This window comes from Dyadobacter chenwenxiniae (genome assembly GCF_022869785.1).
Taxonomy (GTDB): domain Bacteria; phylum Bacteroidota; class Bacteroidia; order Cytophagales; family Spirosomataceae; genus Dyadobacter; species Dyadobacter chenwenxiniae.
On the sequence record NZ_CP094997.1, the window covers coordinates 2,305,213 to 2,321,623 of the forward strand.

Here is a 16,411-nt window from a genome sequence, read left to right on the forward strand (position 1 = left end):
AATGAAATTTTAATTTTGAATGATTGAATGATTGAATGACTGAATGTTTTAAATTTTATTCACTCATTCAATCATTCAATCATTCAGCGCACCGGCGCCCGCTCATTCAATCATTCAGCGCACCGGCGCCCGCTCATCCCCCCTACTCACTCCCCTTCCTCGTGCCGTCCAGCTTCAAATGGATAGCCACGTCGTTATAGATATAATGTCCTTCTGCTTTTGGGTCTGTGGCATAGGTCATACCCCATTTGGTGCGGTCGATGCTGAATTTGGCTTCGGTTTTTAGGTTTTTTTCGTTTACGTCGATTTTGGCCGGGAATGTTAGTGAGTTTGTTTTGCCGATCATGGTGAAATCTCCTGTTACGAGAAAGTTAGCGCCTGCTATTGCGGCGGTGTCCCTGCCTGTGTAAGGCTGTACTTTTGTGATTTTAAAAGCGGCCTCCGGATGAACTGCCATGTTGAAGAAATCAGCGCTTTTCAAATGTTCCAGCAACTGCGGCTTCACGGCGTCCGGCAGGTTAAAATTCTTGATCGAAGCGATAGGAATAATGAATGAGCCGCCTGTAACTTTGCCATTTTCCACCTCCAGGTCCTTACTTTTTACGGCGAATGAGCCTGTGTTAGCATTGTCGGGCATTGCGCCTTTCCACTCCGCAACGGAAGTTTCCTCATTCAAAACGTAAACTTGCTTTTGGCTGATTTCGTCGGTTTTGCAACCTGCCCAAAGCATGGTTACTGCACTGATCGCAGATAAAATGATTGTTTTCATGACTGATAGTTTTGTTTTGTTTTTGTGATTTTTGACAAAACTCCGCTTTTCACCAGCCCGGCGTAATCTGATATCTACTGAACTGCGCATTTCAATTTCCGAATTGAGAAATTGGATTGATTTTGAATGAGTGAATGATTGGATGATTGAATGAGCGGGCGCCGATGCGCTGAATGAGCGGGCGCCGATGCAATGAACGAGCGGGTCGCTGCTTGATGAGTCAATGAGTGACGGATTGCGGGCGGTGACCAGTTAAACTTTGAAAACTTTCCCTTTCCGGTCACACATTCATTCATTCACATTCCCATTCCTTCATTTACATTCACACATTCATTCATTCACTCATTCACACATTCACTCATTCACACATTCACTCATTAACCCCATCGGCGCCCGCTCATTCAAATCAGGACATGTCTAAATTTAAATCCATACTGAAAAGCCCGATCAGCAGGAAGGACGTCTGGGTCTTGTTTGTTTGTCTTCCGTACTTCCTTACGCTGGCATATCTGCTTTTTGGCCGTCGCTATATGCGGGAAAGTGAGGTGTTTGTTTATGCAACAATGATTGTATGCGCAGTATGGGTGATCTCGTGGCGGCTGCACATTCTGGCGGGACATTATATGCGCGTCATTTTGCAGGATGTGCAGCAAACCACTTACCGGCTGCTGCTGTCGATGTCCATTTACATTCCGCTCACCGGCATCATCGCGTGCATTTTATTTTATGGCTTCTATCGAACTGGTTTTCTCGGTTACACATTTGATTTCGGAAATTTCGTCGCCGCTCTTCTCTCAGGCCTCCTAATCAACATTGTGGCTACAAGCTTTTACGAAGGGCTTTACATTTTCGAGCGTTGGCGGGGCACATTATTAGAAGCGGAAAACCTGAAACTGGAAGCAGAAAAGCTAAAAAAAGCAAACCTGCAAAGTCAGCTGGATGGGCTGAAAAGCCAGGTTAACCCGCATTTTTTGTTTAATAGTCTCAATTCTTTATCCGCACTGATTCATAAGGATCCTGACAAAGCAGAAGAATTCCTGGATGAGTTAAGTAAGGTTTACCGTTATCTGCTCCGTACGAACGAGCAGGAACTGACGACGCTTTCCGCCGAGATCAAATTCATCTCTTCCTATTTTCATTTGCTCAAAACACGTTACGCTGAGGGAATTATGCTGGATGTGGATATTGAAAAAATGTATGAAGATTACCTGCTGCCGCCACTTACGCTGCAAATGCTTTTAGAAAATGCAGTCAAACACAACGTGATCCTGAAACAGGAGCCGCTTGTCATTGAAATAAAAACAGACCAAAACGAAAACCTCATTGTCCGAAATTCGCTGCATAGGAAGCGATTAATTGTACAATCCAACAAAGTGGGCCTGGCCAATATATCGACTAAATATCGCTTGCTGAACCAGCCTGACATTATCATCCTGGATGACGACAATGTCTTTACTGTGACTATCCCGCTCATTCACAATTACAAATAACCCTGATATACCACATTAACATACTGTTTTAAGATGAATATTCTGATAGTTGAAGATGAAGACCTGGCGGTTGACAAGCTGAAAGCCACATTAGCGAAACTGGATCATCAGGCGCGCGTAATCGGCATTACAAGCAGCATTAACGCGACAGTCAACTGGTTGGCAACCCATCCGTCCCCCGATTTAATCCTGATGGACATTGAGCTGGCAGATGGTCAGAGTTTTGAAATTTTTGATCAACTGCGGGTTAAAAGTCCGGTCATATTTATCACTTCTTATGATGAATATGCATTACGGGCTTTCAAGGTAAACAGCATTGATTATCTGCTCAAACCAGTTCAGAAAGAAGATCTGAATACAGCATTGGATAAATACAGCGCATTTAGAGAGACTTTTTCGCAGGTGACGGAAACACAGGCTGTGAACATTGAGAAGCTCGTGCTGGAACTCCAAAGTCAATTCCAGCCCAAAGATTACCGTACAAGGTTTTTGGTAAAACACGTTCAGAAACTCGTTTCCGTGGAAGTGGATGCTATTTCTTACTTTTTCAGTGAGGAGCGGATCAGCTTTTTCAAAACGCACGACGACAAACAGTTTATCGTGGATTACAACATGGACGAACTGGAAGAACTCCTCGATCCGGCTTCGTTTTTCAGGATCAGCCGTTCATTTATCATTACCGTAAAATCTGTTAATCAGATCAGCGACTATTTCGGGCATCGCCTGGCGTTGCGGTTACAGCCGAATCTTAATAAAGAGAGCATTGTAAGCCGTGAGAAAGTACAGGCTTTTAAGGTTTGGATGGGTAAATAATTTGCTTAATTGCCGCGTAAGGCCAGGCTGATCAGTTCGGCCGTGTTTTTTACATTCGCCTTCTTCATAATGCTTGCGCGCTGGTTGGCGACGGTATTTGAGCTGATATCAAATTTTTCGGCGATGTCCTTGCTGCTCATGCCTTCGGTGAGACATTTCAGGATCTGCTGTTCACGCGGCGTAATCATTTTCCAGATCGACTTGTCATTGCCCTCTTCAAATTCCACTTTTGGCTCCGGATTTCTGGCGATTTGTTTCAACAGGTTTTTGATAATCACCGAAGAGGCATAGGGAGGAAAATAAAGCTCACCTTTGGCAACACTGCGGATGGCTTTCAACATTTCATCGCGGCTGGTGTCTTTCTGTAAGTAACCCGAAGCGCCGCTTATAGCCGACGAAATCATATAATCGGCATTGTTATGCATGCTGAAAACCAAAATCCTGACATTCGGAAAAACAGGAACAATTTGCTTGATCACATCAATTCCTGACATTCTGGGCATCGTAAGATCCAGTAAAATCACATCTGGTCCCGCGGTCTCAACCATATCCCAGACTTCATCGCCATCCGACGCCTCACCTGCTATCAACAGGTCTTCCTCATCTTCCAAAAGGGTGATAATCCCTTGTCTTACCACGGAGTGGTCATCAACGATTAAAATTCGGATGGGCATGAACGAATGTTTTTGGGATTAATAATTACAAATCGACCCGAACAATCAGGTTGGTTCCGCTGTCTACTTTGGAGATAATTTCCATCTCACCGTTCAGCAGCTGTGTCCTGGTGCGGATATTTTCCATACCGTTTCTGGTGAGGAAAATTCCTTCTTCTGATTTCAAATTACTAATTAAAAATCCTTTTCCGTTATCGGCAATTTCCAAAAAGATCCGATTCTTATTTTGTTCCAATTTAATCTTGATCTTATCCGCATTGGCATGCTTAACCGCATTATTTAATGCTTCCTGGGCAATGCGATACAGGCCAATTTCCATTGGGCGGCTCATTTCAATGCGCTTGTTTGCATCGCCGTCAAACTCGATTTTGATTCCTGATAACTCGGCAGTTTGCTCGCAAAGCAATCGCAATGCAGCATTAAGTCCAAAATCACTGAGCACAGAAGGCATCAAATTGAACGAGATCTGCCGGGTGGTCTGGATGATATCCTGAATCAATGCGAGCAGCTGCCCAAATCGTTTCTGATTCTTCTCGTCATGAAACTGGACCGATTTCAGCTTTTCACCGTGAAGTTTAAGGCCGGTCAGCATCTGGCCGATCCCGTCATGCAATTCCAGAGCAAACCGCTTGCGCTCCTCTTCCTGCCCTTCGATCAATGCGCTGGCGCGGATGCGGTCTTCGGCCAGTTGCAATTCATATTTTTCTTCTTCCACACGAAGCAATTCATTCTGCGCTTCCAGCAGCTGATTATTTGCCTCTTTTAATTTCTGATTGGAAAGCTGCAACGCATTCTCCGATTCAGTCAGCATTTTCACCACGCGCCGGGTGGTGTTTACGACTGGGCGGAAGATCAATATGCCCTCTGCAAAAAGCACAAGGATTGTCATAATGTCCAGGATCCACTCGATCCTTTCGAGGTTTTCCAGCCTCTGGAAACTTTCCTTGTCGAACTGAAAAACGATCTTATCCATTTTGGCAAGAAACAATGGTTCCTTTTCCAGAATGAGACTCAATGCCTGCGCTTTCGCCGGTGCCGCAACAATGGGATCATTGACCAACAAAAAATTGAGGTAAATACTGTCAAAAACCGGCATAAGATCCAAAAACATGGAATCCAGCGCGGCGCTTTTCCAGGTTACCAGTCCATTTTCGACAGGCAGTTTTTTGTTTGCCAAATTTTCATGACTATCCTTCCAAATTTTCAAAAGCGCGCTGAACTGCGTGGAGTCGCTGTGTTTCATCTGCCCGACATTCAAGATGGCAAGTTTGGTCAGCCGCTGGCTCAGCATCCGCTGCCTGCCGGCAACATTCACCATCCGACTGTCGTGGTTCAGGTTGTTGATCGTCCTTCTGATCAGGAACAAACCACTGATTGTCAGCATCGCTACTACGCATAATGCAACAATGTAAAACCGTGTCAGACTGCTTGCTACGCTCTTGTCGAGTCTCTCCATTCGCTCATATTCCGATGTAAACGAGGTTTTCTTTCACCATCACCGGAAAGGTATTGATTTTATAGGAATCATCATTGAGGCACTGCCCACTTTGCAATGAAAAGGTTTTTTTGTGAAAAGGGCAGGCGACTTTGGGCTCACCTTCCTGGCTGCCGATCATCCCGCGCGACACGGCCATTTGCTGGCGGTGCGGACATTGGTTATCAGTCGCGTACCACTCCCCTCTTCTGGCGAAGTTAAAAATCGCGATCTGTTTCCCATCGATCAGCGCGCAGCCGCCACCATCTTCTGGGATGTCATCGACATGGCAAGCAATGTGCCAGGTTACTCTATTTTGTGTTTGTGTTGTCGTTTCCATTTGGGATGTTTGTTAGCGTTTGTGTTGTGTATCCCCGACTTGAAAGTCGGGGTAATAGACTGTCGCTATGATGCGACTTACAAGTAAATCGCTCCAAGCCGGATCACCAGCAATCCTTTGCCCCGGGTTTCAACCCGGGGCAAAGAAAGGAAGGATTAATCTCTGTCATTTTTAAAAGATTTAAGCCCATTCCTTGGCTCTTTTTTGATCTCTCATGGTTTCAAAAGCGATGGATGGGTCCTTCACAGGTGCGTTCACGAAGTGTGAGAAGCGTTTTCTTAATTCAGGATTTTGCACCACTTCTTTCCATTCGCATTGATACACATCAATGAGCTTCTGCATATCATATTCCAGTTCCGCCGCGATGCCCAGCACATCATCCACGATCACCGCTTTCAGGTAAGACATGCCGCCTTCCATCTTGTTCAGCCAGGTTGCCGTTCGGGTTAACGGGTCAGCGGTTTTAATATAAAACATTAAAAATCTGTCGATTAGCTTCAAGCAGGTTTCTTTGTCCACGTCCGTCGCGAGCAATTGGGCGTGTTGCGGTTTGGAGCCTCCGTTTCCGCAGACGTATAAATTCCAGCCTTTTTCGGTTGCAATGATCCCAAAATCCTTGCTTTGTGCCTCCGCACATTCCCGCACACAACCCGAGACCGCCGATTTTAACTTGTGCGGCGAGCGCAAACCTTTGTAACGATCTTCCACTTCAATCGCAAATGTCACCGAATCCTGCACCCCAAACCGGCACCAGGTTGATCCTACGCAGCTTTTTACAGTTCTTAATGATTTTCCATAAGCATGACCACTTTCAAATCCGGCATCAATCAACTGCTCCCAGATATCCGGAAGATCATTCAAATGCGCGCCGAACAAGTCAATGCGCTGGCCGCCTGTGATTTTGGTATACAAATTATATTGTTGCGCCACCTGACCGATAATGATCAGCTTTTCAGGCGTGATCTCTCCGCCTGGAATCCTTGGCACAACCGAATATGTTCCTCCTTTTTGAATGTTCGCCAGGTAACGGTCGTTGGAATCCTGTATCGTTGCACGGTCTTTTTGCAAAATACTCTCGTTCCACAAACTGGCCAGTAACGAGGCAACCAGTGGCTTGCAGACCTCACAACCATCGCCTTTCCCGAATTCGTCCAGCACAGCGCCATAAGTTTTCGCACCATTCATTTTGACCAGATCCAGCAATTCTTGTCTGGAATAATCAAAATGTTCGCACACGACATTGCGCACATAAATGCCATTTTGCTTCATGACGCCGGAAATAATATCCTTCACCATGGGCACGCAGCCGCCGCAGCCTGTCCCGGCCTTACAGGATTTTTTCAGAGCGTCTATTGTGTGGTTGCCCTTTTCGCTTACTTCCTGGCAGATCATCCCTTTGGTAACCGCCTCGCACGAGCAGATCAGTGCGTCGTCCGGGAAGCTCATCACACCTGCTCCGGCCTCTTCTCCCCCACGTGAACCGAGGATCAGGTCCTCTGAGTCTGGTGGCAGAATCGTTTTGCTTTTACACGTTTGCAGAAGCATATTATATTGTTCTGCATCTCCAACGAGAATGCCGCCCAGTAGTGTTTTGCCGTCCTGGCTAACATTAATTCTTTTATAAACGCCTTTTGCTTTGTTCTCGTAGCGAATGGTTTTGCATGCAGGCTCTTCGATAAACGGATCGCCGAAACTCGCGACATCCGTTCCGATCAGCTTCAATTTCGTAGACATATCGAAAGGCAAAAACTCCTTTTCTCCGCCCAATAACAATGTTGCCACCACTTCGGCCATTTCATAGCCCGGTGCGATGAGCCCGTAAATCATATGATGTGCCAACGCACATTCGCCGATTGCAAAAATGCTGGGATCGGAAGTTTGCAGCTGGTTATTAACCACGATGCCGCCTCTCGGATGCGTTTCAAGTCCAGCAATTTTGGCCAGCTCATCACGTGGTCGAATTCCGGCGGAAATCACCAGCATATCCACGTCCAGCAGGCTGTTATCATTGAACTGCATGCCTTCGATGCAATCGCCGCCTACAATTTCCTGCGTGCTTTTGGCAAGATGTATTTGTAATCCAAGTGATTCCAATTGGTTTTGAAGAATCCGGGAACCGGCTTCATCGATTTGCCTTGGCATAAGGCGCGAAGCGAATTCTACCACGTGCGCTTCCTGTAAACCCAGGTCCAGTAATGCTTTCGCCGCTTCCAGGCCCAGCAGTCCCCCGCCCAGCACCGCACCTTTTTTCGCTTTGCGAGCATAGGACTGGATCAGTTCCAGATCTTCAATAGTCCTGTATACAAACACTCCGTCTTTTTCCACGCCTGGAATGGCCGGAACAAAGGCTCCCGAGCCTGTTGCCATGATCAGATAGTCATAATGAACTATATGGCCATGATGTGATCTTACCAACTTTTCTTCACGGTCTATGTCAACAACGGGATCAGACAGGAATAGCCTGATCCCGTTGTCTGTATACCAGTCTGCACTTGCCAATGTAAGGTCATCCGCCGTTTTGCCTGCAAAATATTCGCTCAAATGCACCCGGTCATATGCCACACGTGGCTCTTCGCCGAAAACAGTGAGGGTGATTTGCTGATCATTTTTTTTCTTGGCGAGCAACTTTTCACAGAATTTGTAGCCTACCATACCATTGCCTATCACAACAATATGGGTGTTTGATATTGGATTCATAGTAAATAGTAACTATTAATTTGTGAAAACATTATTATTATGTTGTATTATTTTAATATAAAGCTATTTTTTACTCCTCTTTTGTTGAACAAACTTAAATCGCATTTAATCAATTTCCTAATTTTATATTCGCAATTATAGTCGAAATGAAACATAAATATTGGCAAAAGCATTGTTTTATAAAATATTGCCCTTAATTTTGAACCAGTAAATGATATAGTTACAAAATACTATATATAGAACATTTCCAATATTCACTCTATTATATATATAAGAGATGGAAGCAAAACTGACACTTGTGGGCGCCGGACCTGGCAACGGAGAATTGATCACGCTGAAAGGGATCAGGGCAATCAGAGAAGCAGATGTAGTCCTTTATGATGAGCTGGCCAATGTGGAGATTTTGGATTTCGCCCCGCCCCATGCTTTGAAAATGTATGTTGGAAAAAAGGTCGGAAACCCTTCATTCTCGCAGGAAGAGATTAACGGACTAATCGTTCGACTGGCCCGCAAGCGCGGACATGTAGTGAGGTTGAAAGGTGGCGACTCGTTCGTATTTGGTCGCGGACATGAAGAAATGGAATATGCAAGAGATCATGGCGTTGCCTGCGAAGTGGTGCCCGGCGTTTCAAGCTGCATAGCAGTCCCGGCTTCGATGGAAATTCCGGTGACGCGCCGCGGTGTGAGTGAAAGTTTTTGGGTGATAACCGGCACGACGCAAAATGGCGAACTTTCAGAGGACCTGCGACTTGCAGCCCAGTCGAAAGCAACGGTGATTGTTTTGATGGGATTGAGCAAAGTGAATGAGGTATGTGCACTATACAAACACTTCGGGCGCGGACATTTGCCGATGGCGGTGATCCAAAACGGCACGCGCCCCGATGAAAAAAGCGTGATGGGACAGGTTTGGGAGATCCCGCGCCTCGTGAAAGAGAACAACATTGGCACGCCCGCCATCATGATCATGGGCGATGTGGTGGCTTTGCATCCGTCCTATGCGATGGAATATTTGCAAAGCATGCAATTGGTTTCCTGAAATAACGGCTTACACAACTAACCTTTCACTCCATGAAATCTAATTTCTACCTCTTATTGCTGGTTGCAGCGGGTTTTTGTCTGCTTGGTTCGCACAATGCCAGTGCGCAGTTCAGCCTTTCGGGCCAGTTGCGGACACGCTCGGAATTGCTACACGGCCAGGGTTCACCATTATCGAAATCGGACAAGGCTGCGTTTTTTACTTCCCAAAGAACAAGGCTTAATGCAGGTTACAAGGGTTACAGAACGCAGTTTTTTGTTGCTGTTCAGGATGTTAGGGTTTGGGGACAGGATGCTTCGACGAACAACCGCATTACCAATCCGGCGCTTAATGGCCTGATGTTGCATGAAGCTTGGGGAGAAATCAGCTTACTAGACACAAACCAGACGAAGCTGGGAAAAGAGTTTGCATTGAAGATCGGGCGTCAGGAATTGCTTTACGACGACAGCCGACTGCTGGGAAACCTGGATTGGCTCCAACAAGCTCGCCGGCATGATGCAGCATTGTTAAAATACGGTTTCAAGGGTCTCACTGCACATATTGGTGTTGCGTATAACCAAAACCGTGAGCTTAGGACAGGCACTTTATATGATGGCGTTCCCAATGGTTATGCAGCCGGGACAAATGGCATCGGCACTATGTATAAATCCATGCAGTTCGCTTATTTAGGCAAGAAACTAAAACAGGGAAATGCTTCTTTCCTGATTCTGATAGACGATTTTCAAAAGTATGCTTTGGATACAGCGGGCGTCAGAACTATTAAAAATGGCACAAATAAGCGCGTTACTTTCGGGCCTTATCTGCAAACCAAACTTGGAAAAGCCTGGAACCTGACAGCCAGCGCGTATTATCAGGCGGGCAAAGATAAGGATGGCAAATCGCTGAACGCTTACATGTATTCGGTAAAGGGAATGTATGGAGTCAGCCGGGTTTTTTCCATCGGGCCAGGTTTTGATTACACTTCCGGATCAACGAACGGTTCACGCAAAAACAGCACTTTTGATCCGCTATATGGCACCCCGCACAAGTTTTGGGGACAAATGGATTACTTCTATGCAGCCAATGGCTTCGGCAAAGGCGGACTAGCGGATTTTTATATCAACAGCGTGATCAAAGCAACTGAAAAGCTGTCCATAGCCATTGATCTGCACCAATTTTCAAGCGCTGCCAGCATTCGGAATGCGAAAGACGAAAAGCTGTCGGCCAATTTTGGAGAAGAGCTTGACATCATTGCCACTTACAATCTGACCAAAACCATCAGCTTTCAGGGCGGTTACTGCACATTCCTGCCGACGAACAGTCTGGCGCAGGTCAAAGCAGTTAAAGATCCGCAGAAAATGGCCAACTGGGCTTATCTGATGATCAATATCAAGCCTGAATTTTTGAAATAAGCATTTCCTACAACATCATATCAAAACTCTTATTACTATGGAAACAACCAATAAGCCGCTTGAAAAGTTGAATATTTTCAGTTTCAAAGGCGTACAAATGCGCACTTTCCACCTTACGTGGATGGCCTTTTTCCTCTGCTTTTTCGGCTGGTTCGGCTTGGCGCCGTTGATGACTATTGTTAAAACGGATCTGGGCTTAACCAAAGGCCAGATCGGAAACATCATCATCGCTTCCGTTGCCGCAACCGTTGTGGCGCGCATTGCAATTGGAAAACTATGCGACTCCTGGGGGCCGAGAAAAACCTATGCGGCATTAATGGGAATCTGTTCCATTCCGGTGATGACCGTTGGCCTGGTGCATTCCTATGAAGGTTTTTTGCTGTTCCGTCTGGCAATCGGCGTGATCGGCGCTTCATTTGTGATCACACAATACCACACTTCTGTCATGTTCGATAAAAAGATCGTGGGCACGGCCAATGCGGTGGCTGGCGGCTGGGGAAACCTGGGCGGCGGTATCACAAACATGGTTATGCCATTGGTTTTCGCAGGAATTGTAGGAATGGGCTACCTGCCGGAATCCGCATGGAGAATTGCCATGATTTTCCCGGGTGTATTTCTTTTCATTTTCGCATTTGTCTATTATCGTTTCACCAAAGACACCCCGGCCGGAAACTTTGAAGATCTGGAAATTGCGAATGCAAAGGCAGTTAAAACAAAAGGAACGCTTAAACTGGCCATGAAAGATCCAAGAACCTGGGCGCTTTTCCTGGCTTATGGCGCATGTTTTGGAATAGAAATCACCTTTGATAATGTTGCCGCACTTTACTTTTTTGAAAACTTCGAAACTTCGCTTGCTACGGCTGGGATCCTGGCGGGTGCATTTGGTTTTATGAATATTTTTGCAAGGGCAGTCGGCGGAATTGTGGCTGATAAAGTAGGTAACAAATATGGAATGATCGGCAAAGGCAAACTGCTCGCGCTTCTGCTGGCTTGTGAAGGAATCGGCATTGCATTGTTTGCCCAGAGCGGCAGCATTGTTGCAGCGGTGGTTACCATGTTGTGCTTCGCGATGTTTTTGAAGATGGCCAATGGCGTTACTTATGCGATGGTGCCATTCATCAATCCAAAAGCGATCGGTTCCGTGAGTGGGATTGTGGGTGCGGGAGGCAATGTTGGAGCGGTTCTGGCAGGATTTCTGTTCAAATCAAGTGAAATCACTTACTCACAGGCATTCATGTACATCGGGGTAGCGATCGCGTGTATTGCAGCTGTTGTTGCGCTGATTAATTTTGATAAAACGAGAAGCTTGGTTGCCGAAGGCGCGCTGGAACCAGCGGAGGCATAGAAAGCGCAGCGAGTCCGAAAATTTACCCGAATGCTATGGTCTCAGACTTTGCAAATCACAAAAAAAATATCACAAGCCAAAAACAAAAGCCCCCCTTCCAGGGGGTTGGGGGTTAAACGCCCAACCCCACCCCGATGCCCCGTTGCAACTTGGTGGTTTTGGATGCGCTTTTGCCCTAAATCCCTAAAGGGACTTTTGCGGGCTGCTAGGATGTGGCGTTTGGGGATTTTGTTGGTTGCGTATGTTCTAGAAAAAGGAGGCCCCGCTGGGGCCGGGCGATTTACCTGAACGCTATGGTCTCATACTTTGCAAAACACAAAAACAACATTACCAGCCATATACAAAAGCCCCCTTCCAGGGGGTTGGGGGTTAAACGGAAAAACGCCCAACCCCACCCCGATGCCCCGTTGCAACTTGGTGGTTTTGGATGCGCTTTTGCCCTAAATCCCTAAAGGGACTTTTGCGGGCTGCTTGGATGTGGCGTTGGGTTTTTTGTTGGTTGCGTATGTTCTAGAAAAAGGAGGCCCCGCTGGGGCCGGGCAGTTTACCCGAATGCTATATTCTCAGACTTTGCAAGTCACAAAAAAAATATTGCAAGCGAAAAACAAAAGCCCCCTTCCAGGGGGTTGGGGGTTAAACAGAAAAACGCCCAAACCCACCGCGACGCCCCGCTGCAACTTGGTGGTTTTGGATGCGCCTTTGCCCTAAATCCCTAAAGGGACTTTGGCGGGCTGCTTGGATGTGGCGTTGGGGTTTTTGTCGGTTGCGCATTTTTTAGAAAAAGGAGGCCCCGCTGGGGCCGGGCTTTGCACTTGAGACCAATATAACTGCCGCAATTTGGCTTAATATCATCAACCTATGAAAACATTCAAATCAACTTGCTGTTACTGTGGCGTGGGCTGCGGGGTTGTGGTTACGAAGGAGGGGAACGGGCAACTGAGCTTGGAGGGTGATAAGGAGCACCCTTCCAACATGGGGATGTTGTGCTCCAAGGGCATGAACCTGCATTATACGGTGATGGATCAGTCGGACCGGCTGCTCTATCCGCAAATGCGGCTCAACCGCTCGATGCCTATGCAACGCGTGAATTGGGATGATGCTTTGGAGCGGACGGCGGCGGTTTTTAAGACTTTGATCAAAAAGTTCGGGCCGGATTCTGTTGCGTTTTACGTGTCCGGACAATGCCTTACGGAAGAATATTATCTCGTTAACAAGCTCATTAAGGGCTTTATAGGATCCAATAACATTGATACCAACTCGCGGCTTTGCATGAGCTCGGCTGTGGTGGGTTACAAGCTGGCACTGGGCGAGGACAGCGTGCCGGTTTGCTACGACGACATCGAGGCGGCCGATGTGATCTTTGTAACCGGTGCGAATCCTGCCTGGTGCCATCCCATTATCTGGCGGCGCGTCGAAGCACATAAGGCCGCCAATCCTGATGTCAAAATCATCTGCGTTGATCCCAGAAAAACAGACACCTCCCGCTCCTCCGACCTGCATTTGCAGATAGCGCCGGGCACTGACATTGTGCTCAATAATGCTATTGGAAGGATATTAATTGAAAAAAATTACATTGACCAGCAGTTCATTGCCGCGCACACGGACGGATTTCCGGACTTTCAAGAAAAAGTAATGCAAAGGACGGTTGCGGAAGCAGCTGAGCTTTGTGGAATCGACGCCGCCGACATTTACACCGCAGCAGAATGGATCGGTCAGTGTAAGGGATTTTTGTCGTTCTGGACAATGGGACTCAATCAGTCGGTGATCGGGGTGAATAAAAATCTTTCGCTCATTAACCTGCATTTGATCACAGGAAAAATTGGTAAACCGGGCAACGGACCTTTTTCACTGACCGGACAGCCCAATGCCATGGGCGGACGCGAAACGGGCGGGCTGGCGAACATTCTTCCCGGCCACCGCGAAGTAATTAATGCCTCGCATCGCGCCGAAATGGAGGAATTTTGGAATACGCCGGTAAAAATCGCGAACAAGCCCGGCCTCACCGCCACGGAAATGTTCGAAGCGCTGGCAGACGATAAATTAAAAGCCATCTGGATCATTAATACGAACCCACTGGTGAGTATGCCGGACATCAATGTTGCCGAAGCCGCGCTGAACAAGTCGCGGTTTGTGGTGGTTCAGGATGTTTCGAATCGGGCGGATACGGTGAAGTTTGCTGATGTGGTGCTTCCGGCGGCGGCGTGGCTGGAAAAAGAAGGCACAATGACCAATGCAGAAAGACGTATCACGCATTTACCCAAAGCCATCGACGCACCCGGAGAAGCGTTGCCGGACGCAGAAATCATCTGGCGTTTTGCCGCCAAAATGGGCTTCGGAGATTCATTTGATTACAAAAACACTTCCGAAGTTTACGACGAATACACCGCCTGCACAGCCGGGACGACCATTGACGTAACCGGCGTTAATTACCAACTTCTAAAAACCAACAGAAGCATCCAATGGCCCCTTACCACATCCTTTGAAAACAATAAAACCCCAATAACCGGCACAAAACGGCTTTTCACAGACCACCAATTTCACACAAAAAACAAAAGAGCCCAAATCCACGCCGTCCCCGACGAAAACCACTCCGAACCCACAAGCGAAACCTACCCGTTGGTTTTAACCAACGGCAGAATACGCGACCAATGGCATACTATGACCAAAACCGGCCGCGTAGCGAAATTAAACCAACACACACCCCAACCTTTTTTACAACTTCATCCAGAAGACGCGGAGCATCGCAACATCAGAGAAGGACAATTAGCCGTAATCCAAAGCCGCCGCGGCGAAGTGCGGGTGAAGGTCAACATAACCGAGGACGTCAGACCGGGACTTTGCTTTTTGCCCATGCATTGGGGCAAAATCCTCGGTAGTAACCTTGCTCGGGCGAATAACCTGACTAACAATCTGGTGGACCCGAAATCCAAAGAACCCGATTTCAAATTCTCCGCAGTGCAGGTTTCTTTGTATAAAAAACCCGTTGAAAAGATCATCATCATAGGCGCTGGTTCGGCTGGACTGGGGTTCATAAACTCCTATCGTGCTTTAAATCAGGAGGATGAAATTCATGTTTTTTCAAAAGAAATTTATCCGTTCTACAATCGGGTAATGCTTCCGGACTACATCAGCGGCGCGCAGCATTGGGAGCAACTGGTGAAGTTGCGGGAGGATCAGTTCGAGGAAAACAACATTAAAGTGCATAAAGGCACTTCCATAGTTCATATTGACAGGAAAAACAAAACCGTTGTCGATAGCATCGGGCAGGAACACACTTACGACAAGCTGATTTTGGGCATGGGCAGCAAGGCTTTTATGCCCAAAGGCGTGCCGGATCTGCCGGGCATTTTCAATATGCGCTCGCGTCTGGATGCGGATTCGCTGTTGCCGTTTTTGAAACAACCTGAGCCACACGCTGTGATTGTAGGCGGCGGGATCTTGGGCCTGGAACTCGCGGCGTCTTTCCGTGAAATGCATGTAAAGGTAAGCGTTATCCAGCGCAGCGGCCGTTTTATGGAACGCCAGCTTGACCCGCTTGCGAGCGAATTGCTTTATCAGGAATTGATGGATCGTGGGATTGAAACTTATTTCAACGATGAGGTCGCCACATTCAGCGGCCAGGAAAAGGTGGAGGGAATTAGGTTGAAATCCGGCCGTAAAATCCAGTGTGATGTGGTGGTTTTGGCGATTGGCACTGTGCCAGTAATTGAACTTGCGCAGCATGCCGGACTGGATTGCAAACGCGGCGTTGTGGTGAATGACTATTTGCAAACTTCCGACCCGGACATTTATGCAGCAGGTGAAATCGCCGAATGGAACGGACAAATGTGGGGCATCACCCTCGCAGCCGAACAGCAAGCCGAAGTCATTGCAAAGTATATGGCAGGTGATATCTCGCAGCCTTATAAAGGCAGCACGTCCATGAACATCCTGAAAATGGAAGGGCTACAGCTTTGCAGCATTGGCCTGACAGACGTTCCTAATCATGATCCGGCTTACGAGCAGATTGTTTTTATAGATAAATCCAAGCGTTATTATAAGAAGTGCATTGTACACCGGGATAAGCTGGTGGGTGCGATATTAATCGGGGACAAAAACGAGTTTTTGGAATATAGAGACCTGATTTCCAATTCGATAGAACTTTCAGAGAAACGCCTGCAATTATTGAGGGCCAGCCAGAAAGCGGAGCCTTTGGAGGGAAAATTGGTGTGCTCCTGCAACAATGTCGGCCAGGGGAACCTGGAACGCGCCATTGCGGGCGGGTGCAGTGATTTCCAAACGTTATGCCAGCGCACAGGCGCCGGAACAGGTTGCGGCTCGTGCAGGCCGGAAGTGCGAAGTATTTTGGAAAAAGCGGTGGAAGCAACATTAGTTTAGGCGAT

Annotated in this window: 11 protein-coding genes; 6 read left to right on the forward strand and 5 right to left on the reverse strand. The window is 47.2% G+C overall.

The genetic code is table 11. The annotated features are described in order from the left end of the window. Positions 1-142: 142 nt before the first annotated feature. Complete coding sequence (locus MUK70_RS09505) at positions 143-769, reverse strand: YceI family protein (RefSeq protein ID WP_234656406.1); 627 nt, start codon at positions 767-769, stop codon at positions 143-145. A gap of 413 nt (positions 770-1,182) precedes the next feature. Between MUK70_RS09505 and MUK70_RS09510 the strand changes: the two genes are divergently transcribed. After that, complete coding sequence (locus MUK70_RS09510; RefSeq protein WP_234656405.1) at positions 1,183-2,259, forward strand: sensor histidine kinase; 1,077 nt, start codon at positions 1,183-1,185, stop codon at positions 2,257-2,259. A 33-nt stretch (positions 2,260-2,292) separates the two neighbouring features. Then, positions 2,293-3,072 (forward strand): LytR/AlgR family response regulator transcription factor, encoded by a 780-nt coding sequence (locus MUK70_RS09515; protein ID WP_234656404.1) that lies wholly within the window; start codon positions 2,293-2,295, stop codon positions 3,070-3,072. Between the two features lie 5 nt (positions 3,073-3,077). Here MUK70_RS09515 and MUK70_RS09520 read toward each other — a convergent pair whose 3' ends face one another. The 4 genes from MUK70_RS09520 to nirB form a co-directional block, all read right to left on the reverse strand. Then, complete coding sequence (locus tag MUK70_RS09520; RefSeq protein ID WP_234656403.1) at positions 3,078-3,746, reverse strand: response regulator; 669 nt, start codon at positions 3,744-3,746, stop codon at positions 3,078-3,080. Positions 3,747-3,771: 25 nt separating this feature from the next. After that, positions 3,772-5,202, reverse strand: coding sequence for an ATP-binding protein (locus MUK70_RS09525; protein WP_234656402.1), 1,431 nt, complete (start codon positions 5,200-5,202; stop codon positions 3,772-3,774). A gap of 4 nt (positions 5,203-5,206) precedes the next feature. After that, positions 5,207-5,560 (reverse strand): nitrite reductase small subunit NirD, encoded by a 354-nt coding sequence (gene nirD, locus MUK70_RS09530; RefSeq protein WP_234606625.1) that lies wholly within the window; start codon positions 5,558-5,560, stop codon positions 5,207-5,209. Positions 5,561-5,740: 180 nt separating this feature from the next. Continuing rightward, positions 5,741-8,257 (reverse strand): nitrite reductase large subunit NirB, encoded by a 2,517-nt coding sequence (gene nirB, locus MUK70_RS09535; protein ID WP_234656401.1) that lies wholly within the window; start codon positions 8,255-8,257, stop codon positions 5,741-5,743. A 277-nt stretch (positions 8,258-8,534) separates the two neighbouring features. On the opposite strand from nirB, the gene cobA reads away from it, so the two are divergent. The 4 genes from cobA to MUK70_RS09555 all read left to right on the forward strand — a co-directional run bounded on the left by cobA (position 8,535) and on the right by MUK70_RS09555 (position 16,406). Beyond that, positions 8,535-9,293 (forward strand): uroporphyrinogen-III C-methyltransferase, encoded by a 759-nt coding sequence (gene cobA / locus MUK70_RS09540; protein WP_234656400.1) that lies wholly within the window; start codon positions 8,535-8,537, stop codon positions 9,291-9,293. Between the two features lie 32 nt (positions 9,294-9,325). Continuing rightward, positions 9,326-10,684 (forward strand): alginate export family protein, encoded by a 1,359-nt coding sequence (locus MUK70_RS09545; RefSeq protein WP_234656399.1) that lies wholly within the window; start codon positions 9,326-9,328, stop codon positions 10,682-10,684. A gap of 37 nt (positions 10,685-10,721) precedes the next feature. After that, complete coding sequence (locus tag MUK70_RS09550; RefSeq protein ID WP_234606621.1) at positions 10,722-12,029, forward strand: MFS transporter; 1,308 nt, start codon at positions 10,722-10,724, stop codon at positions 12,027-12,029. 858 nt (positions 12,030-12,887) lie between these two features. Further along, entirely contained in the window at positions 12,888-16,406 is a 3,519-nt protein-coding gene (locus MUK70_RS09555; RefSeq protein ID WP_234656398.1) for a nitrate reductase, read from the forward strand. Positions 16,407-16,411 lie beyond the last annotated feature (5 nt).

Coding starts and splice junctions, on each gene's coding strand:
- MUK70_RS09505 (WP_234656406.1), bottom strand. CDS start 769: ATGAAAACAATCATTTTATCTGCGATCAGTGCAGTAACCATGCTTTGG.
- MUK70_RS09510 (WP_234656405.1), top strand. CDS start 1,183: ATGTCTAAATTTAAATCCATACTGAAAAGCCCGATCAGCAGGAAGGAC.
- MUK70_RS09515 (WP_234656404.1), top strand. CDS start 2,293: ATGAATATTCTGATAGTTGAAGATGAAGACCTGGCGGTTGACAAGCTG.
- MUK70_RS09520 (WP_234656403.1), bottom strand. CDS start 3,746: ATGCCCATCCGAATTTTAATCGTTGATGACCACTCCGTGGTAAGACAA.
- MUK70_RS09525 (WP_234656402.1), bottom strand. CDS start 5,202: ATGGAGAGACTCGACAAGAGCGTAGCAAGCAGTCTGACACGGTTTTAC.
- nirD (WP_234606625.1), bottom strand. CDS start 5,560: ATGGAAACGACAACACAAACACAAAATAGAGTAACCTGGCACATTGCT.
- nirB (WP_234656401.1), bottom strand. CDS start 8,257: ATGAATCCAATATCAAACACCCATATTGTTGTGATAGGCAATGGTATG.
- cobA (WP_234656400.1), top strand. CDS start 8,535: ATGGAAGCAAAACTGACACTTGTGGGCGCCGGACCTGGCAACGGAGAA.
- MUK70_RS09545 (WP_234656399.1), top strand. CDS start 9,326: ATGAAATCTAATTTCTACCTCTTATTGCTGGTTGCAGCGGGTTTTTGT.
- MUK70_RS09550 (WP_234606621.1), top strand. CDS start 10,722: ATGGAAACAACCAATAAGCCGCTTGAAAAGTTGAATATTTTCAGTTTC.
- MUK70_RS09555 (WP_234656398.1), top strand. CDS start 12,888: ATGAAAACATTCAAATCAACTTGCTGTTACTGTGGCGTGGGCTGCGGG.